Genomic DNA, 15,208 nt, shown 5'->3' with positions numbered 1-15,208 from the left:
CGGTTCAATATTCGCTTGGCCTTCCATACGAAAAGACCTAATTGCTTACTTTGATGAACGGTTTGAAGGAAATGACACAGTTTAATGAACACTCCCGGACTGATGACTTCTTTCAGAATACTGAACACTTCCCACTGCTTACTATACTGGGACTTCCTACTGAACACTGCCTACTGAATACTGAACACTGCCTCCTGATTCCGCCTAAACCATCTCCCCCATCACCCAATTGGTCCTTGCGGCTGTGCGGCCGGTACTTGGACAAGTCCCTGTTCCCAATAAGTCCTCCACAATGGTTTTGATCAGTGGCTGTTGGATATGCTTGGGCAGGTCGACATGGTAATGGATTGGATCCTCCTGGTCTGATTCCAAGGTAAATTCCCCTTTTCCAAAGGTCTCAAAACGGATCAGCCCCTTGCTGCCATAAATGATTATCTCATCGATCTCCGCTGTCTTGGAGGTAGTAAAACACCAATTTCCTGATCCCAAGACGCCGTTTTCAAAGACAAAACTTCCTGTCACAATATCCTCTGCATTATAAGCTTTGGCTTGGTTGGAGGAAAAACCGCTTGCCTTGATCACAGGTCCAAAAAAGAAATCCAGCAAATCCAGCTGATGTGAAGCAAGGTCAAAGAAATACCCCCCACCTGCAATTTCCGGATTGATGCGCCAGTTGTTTTCCAGGTGTACGACCACATCAGGCTTGAGTACCTGCTTCAGGTTGATGTGGACTGTTCTGATTGCGCCGATGGCACCGGATTCCATGAGCTCCTTGATCTTCAAAAAATGCGGCAATGCCCTTCTGTAATAGGCCACATACAGCGGAACTCCGGCTTCCTCACAGATGGCGATCATTTCCCTGCACTCTGCATAGGTCCTAGCCATGGGTTTTTCGACATAGACAGGTTTGCCGGCAGCAGCCACCAACCTTGTCAGCGGCAGGTGCATGTGTGGCGGGGTAGCAATGTAGACCGCATTGACTTCCGGGTCGTGGACCAATTCCTCAGCCGATGTATACCACTTGGGAACGCCATGACGGAGTGCATAGTCCTTTACCTTTGCCTCATCACGTCGCATGACGGCTACGAGTTTGCTGTGGGAAATATGCTTCATGGCCGGTGCGGACTTGACTTCGCAGACATTGCCGACACCCAACACCCCCCAACGGACTTCCTGGTCTTGGATCTTTTTCATGGTGTTAAAAGTAGGGAAAAAGTGGGAAGGCTGGAAGTTTGGAAGGTGGGAAGTCAGGAGGATAGGAAGTGGGAGGTTTGGAAGTTGGGAGGTACCAAGTACTAAGTACTATGTACCAAGAGTTAAGGAATGACCGAAATCAAGAAACAGGATAAGCCTATCCTTGTCATTTCGAACGCAGAGAGAAATCTAAGAAAATGAGTCTCGCAAAGACGCTGAGACGCAAAGAAAGACTTGTAAACAGAAGTGATTTTGGGACTCCTCCATATGGTATGCAGGAAGGTGACAAGGCAAGATTTTATACATTCTCGGGAGGGAAGTCGGGAGGTTGGGTGGTGGTGTCAGTTAAACAAATAACCAATTAACCTATAACCCAATAACAAATAACCACTTTTTAAAAAAAGGATCGTTAAATTGAAATACTGACCAAACGCAACAACATGCTCCGATCTGATAAACTCAACAAAAACCCAAAACTTTACATTTTTCTTCCGCTCTATTATAGCCTGTGGGCGGACAGCGAACTCACCACAACTGAAGCGGAAGGCATGCAGCAACTCATCGAAAAGCAGCCTTGGGTAAGTTCAGAAGAAAAAGACTGGCTGCAGTCCCACCTCGAGCCTTCAAAACCACCAAAGCCCAAGGAACTGAAATCCTGGAAAGCCATCATCCAAAAGCTGGAACTCGAAGGCCTGACCGACCTGTATGAAATCGGGAAATCATTGGCGCAACAACATGCCGGAGATGAACCGATATCATTTAAAGAAAGTCTGCAGGAGGAATTTCATCAAACTGAACTTTCACTTGGGCTCTTGAGCAAGGAAGCAAAATACAACTTCAAATCCGGGCATGAAACCATTTCAACCGAATACAAAAAGGAAAGCAACTTTGATATCGCCAAAATGGCTGCGCTGCTCGATGGCAATCAGGCTGAACTGATCCAAAAAGTAAAGCAGGTGATCTCCCAACCTTCATTTGCGTACCGGGAATATGATTCACTGACTGAGCAAAGGGAACAAGTTTTGACTTGGTGTCAGGAGCTCAGCAAACACGGTTTTGGAGCCTGGGCATTTCCCGACTATGCCGGAGGCAAAAACGACATGGAAGGTTACTTCACCATCATGGAAACGCTCAGCTACCATGACCTCAGCATGGTAATCAAGTTTGGGGTGCAGTTTGGGCTTTGGGGCATGAGTGTTTACTTTTTGGGAACAGGAAAACACCACCGCAACTACCTCAAAGACATCGGAAGTCTGAAGCTTCCCGGTTGCTTTGCCATGACCGAAACAGGTCACGGTTCCAATGTCCGTGGCTTGGAAACCACCGCCACCTACGATCACAAAAACAAAACCTTTACCATCCATACGCCAAATCCGGATGCGAGAAAGGAGTATATCGGCAACGCAGCCCTGCACGGACAAATGGCAACTGTCTTTGCAAAGCTGATCATAGATGGAGAAGATTATGGGGTCAATGCTTTTATTGTACCACTCAGGACTACAGATGGCAAGATGATTCCGGGTGTCCGGATAGAAGACTGTGGCAGAAAGATGGGACTCAACGGGGTTGACAACGGCGTTATTTATTTTGACCAAGTAGTCATCCCAAAAGAAAACATGCTCGACAAATACGCTTCGGTCAGTGAAGAAGGTGAATTTGAAAGTTCCATCAGTTCGGACAACCGGAGGTTTTTTACCATGTTGGGAACACTTGTCGGTGGCCGGATCGGGATCCCGAGATCGGCCATCTCCGCCACCAAAACAGGGCTGACTATCGCCATCCGGCATGGAGAAAACAGGAAACAGTTTGGGCCGGAAGGAGGGGAAGAAATCCCGATCCTCAACTACCGCATGCACCAAAGGAGACTGATGCCGCCCTTGGCAGAAGCCTATGCCATCCATTTCGCTTTGAAATACCTTACCCAAAGGTTCCTCGACCGGACCGAAGCAGAAGCCATGGAAATCGAAGCTTTGGCGGCAGGCCTGAAATCCTATGCTACTTGGTTTGCCACGGCCACTTTGCAGGAATGTAGGGAAGCATGTGGCGGCAAAGGGTATCTCTCCGAAAACCGGATCGATGCCCTGAAAAATGACACCGATGTCTATACCACCTTCGAGGGCGACAACACCGTCCTGATGCAGTTAGTAGCCAAAAACAGGCTGACGGAATTCAGGCGGGAATTTGGAGACATGAACATTTCCACCATTTTCAATTTTGTGGTCAGCCAAGCCCGCACTTCTTTCACAGAGAAAAACCCCATCATCGTCCGGAGTACCGCCACGGAACACCTCTTGGATTTTGAATTCCACCTCAACGCCTTCCGGTATCGGGAAAATTCCATCCTCAGCAGTGCTGCCCAAAGGCTCAAACGGCACATCGAGCAGGGCATGGATTCCTTTGATGCCTTCAATGTCGCACAGCACCACCTCGTCAATGTAGCACAGGCCTATATCGAAAGGATTGTTTTGGAGCAGTTCCAAAAGCAGGTGAATGAAACCGAGGACGAAAGCTGCCAAATGGCCATAGCCCAACTCTGCCAACTTTATGCCCTCCACACCATCGAGAAAAACAGCGCTTGGTACCTCGAGCAGGGCTATATGGAAGGCGTCAAATCCAAAGCCATCCGCAAGGAAGTCAATCAACTTTGTTGGGAAGTGAGGAAAAATGCCTTGGCTTTGACAGATGCTTTTGGGATACCGGAAAGCTGCATAAGTGCTCCTATTGCAGTAAAATCAATTTAAAAGAAACGAGAGACGAGAGACGAGAAGCGAGAAACGAGAGACGAGAAGCGAGAGAAAAAGTTAATGCTGAATTCTGAATTCATAATTATAAATTGCTGGAGCCGTCATTCTGAACCGGAGCTTGCGGAGGTGAAGAATCTCTTTGTTGGGAAAAAGAAGCGAGAAACGAGAGGCGAGAAGCGAGAGAAAAAGTTAATGCTGAATTCTGAATTCATAATTATGAATTGCTGGAGCCGTCATCCTGAAGGAGGTACGACTGAAGGATCTCATTTACTTTACGTGAGACACTTCGCTTTACTCAGGTTGACGTGCGGCCCAAGAGTAGCTCAAGGGTAAGGCAGACACGGAGTATCCTTAGCTATGACACGGAGTATCCCTAGGACAGACACGGAGTATCAGTAGGAGAAAGTATACTAGGGGTAAGGAGAAGTCTAGGGGAAAGGCAGGAGAACCATTAGGGAAAACGGGTTAGATTTAGCCGATACATCACAGCTACCTGCCATTCTTTCAATCAAAAATATGAAATCCAAACCCGGCCTATTATTTCTAATACTTACAATTCTACTTTTTGTAATTGGGATTTTTACGACCGACAGGAGCATCGACATCCAGATTTATGACACCTATTATGTGATTGGCTATTTTCCGATTTTGATGATTTTATGGTTCATTTTGGTTATATCCATTGTTGTTTATTCAGATTTAAAGAAAAAATCTAAATCAATAAGCTGAAGAATGAATTGGATATTTAACTAAAAAATACTATGTTTAAATAATTGGAATATAACTTTACTATTGTTGACATACAATCGTTAGCAGTAATTGGACTGGCTCCGTGGATAGGTCGATAAACCAAAAAAAGATATGAAATATTTATTCTTCATTATTTTATTTGCCTCCTTGACGGGTTGCCATTTCGACAAACAAGAAACAACATCGGCAGATTTAACTCTTTATTTCGACTCTGACATAAAAGTAGACAGCATTCTATTAACTAATATTACTCAAGACAGGGAGTTCCATACATTCAAATATTCCGATAATATTAATGTAAACTTAAATGACAGTATCAATGACCTATATGCTATTAATTTCTTTGTCGGAAATGACCATAGAATGGTTCAGGTTTGGTTAAATGGTGAGAACTTAATAATAAAAGGTAAAGTCTTTGATAAAATAAAAATACAAGTCGATACGGTTATTGGTTCAGACTTATATTACAAATCGCTTGATTTTCGACAAAAATATGAGGACTTATTGACTGATAAGCCTGATTCAACTTTTATAAATAATTTTTTAATTGCCGAATTAAAAAAGGAAATCAATAGTCCGTTTTCTATTGAAATCGCTCAAAACTTCATGATTAGAAATATCAGTAATGCAAATGAACTGAAAAAGCTATTTACAGTCCTATCAATCCAAAATGATTTGATCAAAAATCATTTACTTAATCCATATCGAAAACTTGAGAATATTTTATCGGTTACCGAGATTGACTTTTCAAAATATAAATTTTTTGACAAAGACAATACACTTACATCTATAAGTCTTTCTGAAAACAAGAGATATCTAATCGATTTTTGGTTTATTGGGTGCGCACCATGTATCCAAGACCATAAATCAATAATAAAAAAGCTTAACTCATTAAATGACAAAAATGTAGAGATAATAGGCATATCGATAGACAGGGATCAGGAGCAGTGGAAAGGCTTTTTAAATGAAAAGCAGTATCCATGGAAGAATTATAGAGAAGTAGATGAACATGAAAACAGAATGCGGACTAAAATGATGATAGATGTTTATCCTACTTACCTAATATTGGACAGCAAAGGATTCATCCTATATAGATCAAATGGGTTTTCGGATATAGAAAAGTATTTGGGCATCTAGAAGTCGAGACTTGTAGACAAAAAACTTAAGAAAGGGAACAGCTTGATGACTTAAAAATAACCCGACTGAAATTCAGAAACGACTTGATAACTATGAAGAACGAAATCTAACAATACCCCTCTGGGTGTAGATAGGATTAACCTCTAGATGTAGATTGCCTGCCCTGCATTCTGGCTTCTCGCTAAATAACTTCCTCAAAGCTATTCTTTACGCTCGCCCCTACCTCTTTATTTAGTAGATCCTGTACAGCTGTCGGGATGTAATTCAATTTGCCATGAATTATCTTTCGTTTGGGTGTTTGGTTGAAAAGTCCAATTGCTTCCCTATGGCTATCGTGGATGTAAAGGATAAAGGGTTGGAATTACATGCCGATAGGTATCGGCATGTAATTCCACCCAGTCCACTATCAATCGCTAAACTACACCTATTTGGGTCTTAGAAATATGATGGTCGTCTGAAACCAAATACAAAAAATTTTCTAGTTTCAAAGGGATTGTAAAAGAAGTGACCTAAAAACCAGCAGTGACTTTATTCATATTCTGACCTTGAAGCAAATGGTACAGTCGACACGAAAAATTGACACACATTTAACTTAGAAAACATACCCGATTAATTAACAAGAATTTTTTACTTTGCCACCAAAATATATTTAACCCCCATATGGCTTCAGGATTTTTTGCAATATTAGACGACATCGCTGCTTTGATGGATGACGTTGCTGTCACCGCTAAAATCGCTACAAAAAAAACAGCAGGAATACTTGGTGATGATTTGGCCGTCAATGCCGAAAAATCAACGGGCTTTGTATCCAACAGAGAAATTCCTGTTTTGTGGGCTATTACAAAAGGCTCATTTATTAACAAGTTAATTATTGTTCCGGTAACAATATTGCTGAATGTATTTTTACCTTCTGCCATCATAGTAATACTCATCATAGGAGGTTTTTATCTTGCTTTTGAAGGTGTAGAAAAAATTGCAGAATACTTTTTTCATAAAAAAAAGCCGGAAAAGAAACTGACAGTTGAGGTCCTTAAACAAGACCCTGATTTGGAAAAAGTGAAGATAAAATCAGCCATAACCACCGACTTTATTCTTTCTGTTGAAATTGTAATCATTGCTTTAAGTACGGTTTTAGACAAAAGTCTAAGTGTACAGATTTTAACCTTGTCGGTTGTTTCTATCTTAGCTACTGTTGGTGTATATGGCATAGTAGCGCTGATTGTCAGAATGGATGATTTTGGATATAGCCTGATAAAAGGATCCAATAATAAAGGTCTATTCAATGCAGTAGGCTTGCTTTTGGTAAAATCCCTACCGATCGTTATCAGGATATTAGCTGTCGTAGGAACCATAGCATTATTACTTGTGTCGGGTGGGATATTTGCGCATAATATTGAATTTTTACACCACATATTACCCAATTGGCCAACCATGCTTAAAGAATTTGTACTAGGCATAGTGGGTGGGATAATTGCTTTGGTTTCAATAGCAATTGTTAAAAAAATTATTTTGCTGTTTAAAAAATAGGTGTTCAAAAGCCCAAATTTCAACACTTGAAAACAGCTTGACAGTTGCAAGATTTGAAGCAATATTAAAAGAATTCAAAGCACTTAGCGAAAAGGGTAAATCCCACCCAGACCACCATCAATGGCTAAACTATACCTAGGTGGCAATTGGTAGATGGAACTTGCAAGTCCTCTTTGCCATTTCGCCCAATTTTCCCTACTTTTCTATCTTACTCAAAACACAAAATCCACATGTTAAAAAAGATTCTTATCGGTGTAGGCATATTGGCTTTGTTGCTGGCCGTGGCATTTATTTATCTGAACAACCGTAACCGATCCATGAGCCCGCCCGACACGGCACATCTTGATGTCAATGGACTTCATGTGGAAATCAGTTATAGCCGTCCTTCGGTTAGAGGCCGTGTAATTTTTGGATCGGAAGATGAGGGCGCCCTTCAGCCGTATGGAAGCTATTGGCGCTTAGGCGCAAATGAGGCTACCACCATCACTGTAAGCCAAGATGTGACTTTCAACGGTATGCCATTAAAAGCAGGAAGTTACAGCCTGTATGCCATCCCCGGCGCAGATTCATTTCAGATCGGTGTCAACACAGAAACCGGACAATGGGGTGCTTGGGAGCCTGATTTTAGCAAAAACGTATTCGTCACCGAAGTGCCCGTAACCCGACCTGTGGTGCCTGTGGAGCAATTTACCACACGGATTGAAGAAGGGTCCGGAGGCGCTGTTGTTTATTTCGAATGGAGCAATGTCCAACTCATGATACCGGTTGTCCCTAACTAAGGGATGTAAATAGAAAATATAATATATTACAAGACCTGTCTGCTTCTTCTAAATCAGACAGGTCTTTTTTTTTGTGATGCGGGGAAAAAATATCTCTCACGCAGAGACGGGGAGAAAAAAAAGAGAAATTAGAAAGGATGAAGGAAAAGGGATGAAGGATGATGAATTCAGAATTCAATATGAATGCGATCTCTGCGCCCTCAGTGCGCTCTGTGGTAAATTATTCCCACTGATACTCCTTCTTTTTCCTATGAAGTAAAATCCCATCGACCCTGCAAGGGAGAAACTGGTTGAAGGAATTGTTCCGCCCCTTCAGGGCTCCTGAGAATCCGCCCAAACCTTAAGGATGGGCTGCACCCATCCCTTTGTTATTCCGTCCTTTCAGGGCTTTAACCAAGATGAATTAATAACCGCGCGGTCTCTGTGCCCTCAGTGCGCTCTGTGGTAAATAATTATTCTCGACGATTCTCCCTTTGCGTCCATTGCGGAACCTTCTTTTCCCTTGCGGTAAAAATAAATTACCACGGAGTTCACAGAGTACGCCGAGAAAAAAAGAGAAAAGAAACTCTGCCTCTTTTACGTCTCTGCGTTAAAAACTTTGCAGGAATGCCTATTTACTTTGCAGCCTTGCTGAAACCTAAATCTTTTTCATAAATTCATTCTACACTTTGAAAATTCGATATTGAATTTCAATTCCAGGATAATTTTTCAGACAAACCTATTTTCTATAAAACCATACCTATTGCTTTGATGATGCGGCTTTTAGTAAGATTGAATTTGGTGTTTACTTTTTTTGTTTTTAGCGGGTGTGAAAAAGAGGACCTGATCTCGGTATCTGTTTCAAAAGATAAAATTGAATTCACCGAAGAGGGCGGCACAGCAGATTTTTACATCATTACCAATGCGGATTCATGGGAAATAACATCAAACCTACCATGGATTCAGCTGAGTAAAAGTACCGGTACGCATGGAACCTCTACCATTGAAGTTACCGCTTTGACCAATCCGGACAATGTCATCAGAAGAGGAAATCTGACCCTGAGAGCAGGAAATGCAGCGCCTAAAGAAATCAAAATAAGCCAGAAAGGGCAACTCTATCCAAGTTACAACAGCTCCCCTATCCCACCAGATGCGAGCGGGATGCCGAGTACCGCTATTGAATTGGCTGCCAAAATCAAGTTGGGTTGGAATATCGGTAATTCATTGGAAGCCAGCGGAAGCGAAACAGCCTGGGGCAATCCACTCGTTACACCGGAACTGATCCGATTGGTCAAGCAAAACGGCTTCAACGCTATCCGGATCCCCTGCTCTTGGAACCAATATTTGGAAAACAGTGCCACTGTCAAAATTAAACCTGAATGGCTGGATCGGGTTAAACAAGTGGTTCAATACAGTATTGACGAAGGTATGTATGTCGTTCTGAATATCCATTGGGATGGAGGTTGGCTGGAAAACAATGTCACTCCCGCCAAGCAGGCTGAAAACAATGCCAAACAAAAAGCCTTTTGGGAACAGATAGCTACGCATTTACGGGATTTTGATGAACACCTGATGTTTGCAGCTACCAATGAACCCAATGTCGATAACGCCACAGAGATGGCAGTACTCGACTCTTACCTTCAGACTTTTGTGGATGCTGTAAGGTCTACCGGAGGTAGGAACAGCTATCGGGTACTAGTTGTGCAGGGACCCTCCACCGATATCGAAAAAACGAATGCCTTGATGACTTCTTTGCCTGTGGACAAAATACCAAACAGGATGATGGCAGAAGTCCACTTTTATACCCCATATCAGTTCACTTTGATGGAAACAGATGCTGATTGGGGTAATATGTTTTACTATTGGGGAAAAGATTTCCATTCCCTGACGGACCCTACACGCAATGCAACCTGGGGCGAAGAAGCTACTGTTGACAGCATGATGGGGCTAATGAAAACCAAGTTCGTGGACAAGGGAATCCCTGTGATACTAGGCGAATATGCAGTCAGCAGAAGGCTTATCCTGACTGGGGCAGACCTAGAACTCCACTTGGCTTCTAGGGCATTTTACCTCAAATACGTCACCCAGCAAGCCATCGTAAACGGAATCATTCCTTTCTACTGGGATGCAGGAGGAACAGGCAACAATGGTTCAGGACTTTTTGACCGAAGAACCAATACCGTTTTTGACCAACAGGCGCTCAATGCTTTGATCGAGGGTGCTAAAGATTAATAATTTATAAAGATTGGTGGAAGGTAAATACATCAATGGATCCTGTCCGGATTTCTTAGATAGAACTTTGGTCTATTTCGTCAAGGTAATCTTTTTGACATCCTTTTGGCTTTCACTTTTTCCCTGAAGGTCTAAGCCTTTCAATGTCCCCAAAAATTCTTCGAGGTATTTGTTGAATTCCTTTGGTTGCTCCAAATTGGAAACATGGCCTGCTTTATCGATCACCTTTAGGATAGAGTCCTTAATGCTTTTATGCATCTTTTCAGATTCGCTAAGTGGGGTGACTGCATCTTCCCGACCGCAGATGATCAATGTTGGAACTTTAACCGATGCCAATGTGCTGCAGGTTTCTGTGCGACCGGCAAGTGCCAATAAGCCTTGGCGGATAATTTGGGGGGAATTTGCATAAACCACTTTACTCAAATTTTCTACTAGATCCTTTTTGCTTTTTAAAGAATCTTTGTGAAATACATTTTGGATAAATTTTTCATTGAACTTTTCCACTCCTTCAGCCTCAATATCAAGAATGGTATTTAGCCGTTTTTCCTTGACCTCTGGGGTATCAGCAATGCATTGGGTATCGCATAGAATCAATGCCTCAAATCTCTCAGGAAATCTTTGGTGGGCATTCAAAGTGATAAACCCTCCCATAGAAAGGCCACAGACTACTGCTTTTTCAATGTATAAAGCGTCCATCAAGGCGATCAGATCATCTGCGAACATTTCTATGCTCAACTCTGATTCCTCATCAACCGACTGCCCAAATCCACGGATATCAACCGCAATCACCCTATAGGAAGATTTCAAAAATTCAAGTTGATCGGCCCACATTGTCTTGTCAAATGGAAAGCCATGCAAGAAGATGACCGGAATGATACTTTCTCCCATTTCATCATAGGACATATGGAAATTGCTTACAGAGATGGTCAAATCGGATCCTATTTTTTCGTTTTTCATTTTGGTTTATTCAGCGCGTATTGTCTTTATTTTAGTGAATTGAATCTGTTTTGGGAAAAATTGTGAATGAAACCCATCAGTAATCTTCCTATTGCAAAGCTAAATTTTGCAGGACTGAGATATGTTACACAACTTTTTATGAGCCTTGTACAATTCTCACCTTTGAAAAGGATATCCAATTGTCAGTCTTTTGTGAAAGGAATTTGGGAAGAGGTTGAAACAAAAAAATAAGCGGTATTTTTAAAACAATATTTCCACAAATCCATGTTTCTGAAAAAACGCCTCTACTTAACCACTATTATCACTTTTGCCATTTGGTCATTGTTACTTTGGAATCATTTTCACGGCGGCGTTCCAAGCCACCATATTTTGGCAAGGGAAGATTTGCCCGAAATCTCCAATTGGTGGGGTGGGATTTTGCTTCCGCTTTTGACTTTGTTTTTGTCCTATCGGGTAGAAAAAAGGTTAGAAAAGTCTTTGGGCGTAAATGCTGTCAAGACCAAAATCCCAGAAAGTGTCATTATCGGTTTTGTTGCTGCATTGCTCTACGGGATCACTTTGGCTACATTTTTCAGTTTTGGCAATGAAGAGGTACCCGGTTATTTGTTGATAGGGATTTTTGGAATTTCCCTTTTTTATCCCACCTATCGGGCGGAGTGTCTGCTTGGGTTTGTGATTGGGATGACATATACCTTTGGTGCTATTCTACCGACAGGCATCGGAACCATTTTGGCTTTGATAGGTGCCGTGATTTATTTGGGAATTAGGCCTGCGATTTTGTTTTTAGTTCATAAAGTCAGAAAATTAGCCATAGGAAAGTAAATGAATCCACCCAATCCTGATAAAAGCTTTAATTTGGATTTAAAACCCTATTGGTCAAGGTTATTAAGTTTTGACTGGAAGTTTAGGTTTGTAATTGTAAATCTTATCTAGAAATCCCCAATGAACCACCAACTTCAAGATTTTTACCATAAAAAACCTGAACCAGTGAAGGGTTGTCTGCTCGCCTTGCGGGATATTGTCCTTGCCCAGGATGATCTGGTGACAGAAACAGTAAAGTATGGTATGCCTTGCTTTTGCTACAAGAAAAAGATGTTTTGCTACCTTTGGACTGAAAAGAAATCAGGAGAACCCTACCTCTTGATGGTGGAAGGAAGACACCTGCAGCATCCTGGTCTGGAGAAAGGTAACCGAAGCAGGATGAAGATATTTAGGATTGATTCCAATTTGGATATTCCTGTCGATGAAGTGAAGGGACTACTTAATGAGGCTTTGGATCTCTACCGAACCGGAAAGATCAAAGTTTGACGGAATTAATGTAGCTGTAAGGAGGTGTTTTTATTGTACTGCTTCCGCTCCAAAAAATAGTTTAATGACAAAACAACATATCAAGCAAACACTCAGAATTTTATTTATCCTCGCAAGCATTGGCTCCCTTTACTTCGTGCCATGGGTTCTTGTAAAAGCTTGGATTTTACCTCTCCCTGATACGATACAGGGACAAATGGATGAGGCCATTGGCTATGGATTTGATGGAATGATTGTCTATGTAGACCAAAAGGGAAAACAACCGGAGCTTTATGCTGCCGGCTGGCATGACCGAAAAAAGAAAATACCTGCTTACCCCCAGGCATTGTTCCAAATAGCCAGTATCACCAAATTGTATGTAGCGGTCGCTACCGCAAAACTAGTTAAAGAAGGGCGCTTGTCTTTAGATAAAACACTCGCTGGATACTTTCCGGAATTGGCTGAAAGAATTGAATATTCAGACAAAATAACCTTGAGGATGATGCTCCAACACCGAAGTGGCATTCCCAATTTTGTAGACCATCCTGATTATTGGACAAATCCGCCAAAAAACCGACAAGAAACACTTGGTTACGGACTGGATTTACCTGCTGACTTCAAACCGGATGAAGATTACGGTTATTCAAATACCAATTATATGTTGATTGAGAACCTCATGGATACATTGTTAGGTTATCCGCATCAGCAATATATAAAGGAGCAAATATTGATACCTCTTGGGCTGAAAAATACTTTCGGATCACTCAGTGAAGTAAATATAAAGGATGTAATGAGCGGCTATTATTTTGGCATTGATAAAGATTTTAAGAATGAGGATACAGGCTTAATGCTGGCAACGGCAGAGGACGTGGGGATATTCTTGAGAGCATTGAACGATGGGTCGGTGTTTAAGGAAGGAGAAAAGGAAATCTATTCCTCTATCTATGTGTATGAACATACCGGTTTACTTCCCGGCTATCAGAGTATTGCCAAGTACCATAAAGACATTGATGCAGTTGTCATTCAGTTTAATAATACCAGCAACTTCGATGGATATGACTGGAGTTTGGCAGAAATCATTTATGGCCGAATCATCAAGATCTTAAAAAAGTAAGCCGCATCAAGATGATTTTCAAACAGGCTTTGGACTTTTGAAGGCTAGGTAAAAAATGTATGGGAGGATTGTAAACTTCCTCCAGAAGCATTGGAAGACATCTTTATGCAAAAAGGCAAGTGAAATGGGATTTTGAAAAATAAACTTTTTGGAGGAGGTCAGACCGCTTCTATGCTTATTTAGCCGTAATTTGCAGGAATAAATCAAACCGCCAAGCTAGTAATGACAGGCCATACCATAGAAGAACCTGCAAGATTGGGAAACCTCCTGTTACAGGCCGGGATCGCATTGATCAAATCAGGTGCCGGAAGCAGCCGGGTCATTACCAACCTTTCCAGGTTTGCAAATGCCTATGGCTATGAAGCCAACGTAGACCTTGGCACCCGAAACATTTCGATATCCCTTCACCAGGAAAACCGGGGGAATATCTTTTCAGGATCAAAGAGCATCGCTACCTTACCCGGCGCCAACTTTAAGGTTGTAACTGTTATCAGCCAATTGAGTTGGGATGTGGTGGAAAAAAAAATCAGCCTGGAGGAATCGGAAAAAATCATTAACCAAGTTTTTGACATCCCTACCTACAAAAGGCCTGTCATTTTACTATTTACTGGAATTGCGGGATCAGCCTTCTGCTTTACATTTGGAGGAAATCCACTGGAAATGGCCATTACATTTTTGGCAACCGTCATCGGTCTTTTCTTTAAGCAGGAAATGGTCGTCAAGAAATACAATCCCTTTATGATCACCTATGGCAGTGCTGTGGTGGCTGCTGCAGTCATTGGGATCTGTTGGAAAATTGGGGTAGAAAACGACCTGGATCATGCCTTTGCCACCAGTATTTTATTTTTAATTCCCGGAGTACTTCTGATCAATTCTATCATTGACCTGATCGATGGCCATATCATCAACGGTGTGGATCGCGGTATCAATGCCATGTTGCATGCTTTTTCCATTGCTGCCGGACTGGCGACAGTACTCTATATTTTTAAAGTATTATGATGACTGACTGGATGGATATCATATTCAAGGCCTTTTGGTGCGGATGTGCTGCCGTGGGATTTGCCATTTTGTTCAACAGCCCCGCACGGGCATTATTTGCTATTTTTCTATGTGGGTCTTTGGCAGGATTTTTAAAGTTTGCCGTTCTTCTCCCTCATGTCGGCGGGGGAATTATCATGGCTTCAGCGGCAGGTGCTGCTGCGGTGGGCTTTGCGAGTATTCCTGTATCCCATTGGAGGCATGTGCCGCCAATTGTGATCAGTATTCCTTCGGTCATCCCGCTTATTCCGGGATCATTTGCCTATCAGACCATCTTGGGTTTGATTTCTTTTGTCAGCCATAACGAAATGGAAGTCCTGACCAAAACTGCCCATGACGGGGTAATGACCTTTTTTATTATCCTCGCGCTTTCTTTGGGGGTAACTCTGCCCATGTTGCTTTTTAGGATTGAGAGTGTGAAAAAGGTGAATTATTTTGTGCCATTTTTGGGTAATAGGAAAAAGTGATAT

At 42.1% G+C, this 15,208-nt stretch carries 13 protein-coding genes; 11 read left to right on the top strand and 2 right to left on the bottom strand.

Annotated elements, in window-relative coordinates; all coding sequences use genetic code 11:
• Nucleotides 1-204: 204 nt before the first annotated feature.
• Nucleotides 205-1,194 carry a Gfo/Idh/MocA family protein gene (locus NK987_RS21120; protein ID WP_259265467.1) on the bottom strand — a complete coding sequence of 330 codons (990 nt, stop codon included), beginning with the start codon at nucleotides 1,192-1,194 and terminating at the stop codon, nucleotides 205-207.
• Nucleotides 1,195-1,391: 197 nt separating this feature from the next.
• On the opposite strand from NK987_RS21120, the gene NK987_RS21115 reads away from it, so the two are divergent.
• The 6 genes from NK987_RS21115 (at nucleotide 1,392) to NK987_RS21090 (ending at nucleotide 10,342) form a co-directional block, all read left to right on the top strand.
• Entirely contained in the window at nucleotides 1,392-1,559 is a 168-nt protein-coding gene (locus NK987_RS21115) for a hypothetical protein (RefSeq protein ID WP_259265466.1), read from the top strand.
• A 75-nt stretch (nucleotides 1,560-1,634) separates the two neighbouring features.
• Nucleotides 1,635-3,935: an acyl-CoA dehydrogenase family protein gene (locus tag NK987_RS21110; protein WP_259265465.1), complete on the top strand. Its 2,301-nt coding sequence runs from the start codon at nucleotides 1,635-1,637 to the stop codon at nucleotides 3,933-3,935.
• 864 nt (nucleotides 3,936-4,799) lie between these two features.
• Nucleotides 4,800-5,825, top strand: a complete 1,026-nt coding sequence (locus NK987_RS21105) for a TlpA family protein disulfide reductase (protein ID WP_258421513.1) — start codon at nucleotides 4,800-4,802, stop codon at nucleotides 5,823-5,825.
• A gap of 660 nt (nucleotides 5,826-6,485) precedes the next feature.
• Nucleotides 6,486-7,352: a DUF808 domain-containing protein gene (locus NK987_RS21100; protein ID WP_259265464.1), complete on the top strand. Its 867-nt coding sequence runs from the start codon at nucleotides 6,486-6,488 to the stop codon at nucleotides 7,350-7,352.
• 230 nt (nucleotides 7,353-7,582) lie between these two features.
• Nucleotides 7,583-8,131 (top strand): DUF2911 domain-containing protein, encoded by a 549-nt coding sequence (locus tag NK987_RS21095; protein WP_259265463.1) that lies wholly within the window; start codon nucleotides 7,583-7,585, stop codon nucleotides 8,129-8,131.
• 750 nt (nucleotides 8,132-8,881) lie between these two features.
• The gene (locus tag NK987_RS21090; RefSeq protein ID WP_259265462.1) at nucleotides 8,882-10,342 is read left to right on the top strand and encodes a cellulase family glycosylhydrolase; all 1,461 of its coding nucleotides are present in this window, start codon (nucleotides 8,882-8,884) and stop codon (nucleotides 10,340-10,342) included.
• Between the two features lie 72 nt (nucleotides 10,343-10,414).
• On the opposite strand, the gene NK987_RS21085 is transcribed toward NK987_RS21090, so the two are convergent.
• On the bottom strand, nucleotides 10,415-11,299 hold the full coding sequence (locus NK987_RS21085; RefSeq protein ID WP_259265461.1) for an alpha/beta fold hydrolase: 885 nt from the start codon (nucleotides 11,297-11,299) through the stop codon (nucleotides 10,415-10,417).
• A gap of 264 nt (nucleotides 11,300-11,563) precedes the next feature.
• Here NK987_RS21085 and NK987_RS21080 point away from each other — a divergent pair, with 264 nt between their 5' ends.
• The 5 genes from NK987_RS21080 to NK987_RS21060 all read left to right on the top strand — a co-directional run bounded on the left by NK987_RS21080 (nucleotide 11,564) and on the right by NK987_RS21060 (nucleotide 15,205).
• Nucleotides 11,564-12,121 (top strand): hypothetical protein, encoded by a 558-nt coding sequence (locus NK987_RS21080; protein WP_259265460.1) that lies wholly within the window; start codon nucleotides 11,564-11,566, stop codon nucleotides 12,119-12,121.
• 120 nt (nucleotides 12,122-12,241) lie between these two features.
• Nucleotides 12,242-12,607 (top strand): DUF1801 domain-containing protein, encoded by a 366-nt coding sequence (locus NK987_RS21075; protein ID WP_259265459.1) that lies wholly within the window; start codon nucleotides 12,242-12,244, stop codon nucleotides 12,605-12,607.
• Nucleotides 12,608-12,671: 64 nt separating this feature from the next.
• Nucleotides 12,672-13,700, top strand: a complete 1,029-nt coding sequence (locus NK987_RS21070; RefSeq protein WP_258421507.1) for a serine hydrolase domain-containing protein — start codon at nucleotides 12,672-12,674, stop codon at nucleotides 13,698-13,700.
• Between the two features lie 222 nt (nucleotides 13,701-13,922).
• Nucleotides 13,923-14,699, top strand: a complete 777-nt coding sequence (locus NK987_RS21065; protein WP_259265458.1) for a threonine/serine exporter family protein — start codon at nucleotides 13,923-13,925, stop codon at nucleotides 14,697-14,699.
• Nucleotides 14,696-15,205 (top strand): threonine/serine exporter family protein, encoded by a 510-nt coding sequence (locus NK987_RS21060; RefSeq protein WP_258421505.1) that lies wholly within the window; start codon nucleotides 14,696-14,698, stop codon nucleotides 15,203-15,205. The genes NK987_RS21065 and NK987_RS21060 overlap by 4 nt, the downstream gene beginning before the upstream one ends.
• Nucleotides 15,206-15,208 lie beyond the last annotated feature (3 nt).

Origin of the sequence: Aquiflexum gelatinilyticum, from assembly GCF_024813435.1 — a bacterium.
GTDB classification, from domain to species: Bacteria; Bacteroidota; Bacteroidia; order Cytophagales; family Cyclobacteriaceae; genus Cognataquiflexum; species Cognataquiflexum gelatinilyticum.
Note: the sequence above shows the minus strand (reverse complement) of the source record. Positions and strands in the feature narration are given on the sequence as shown.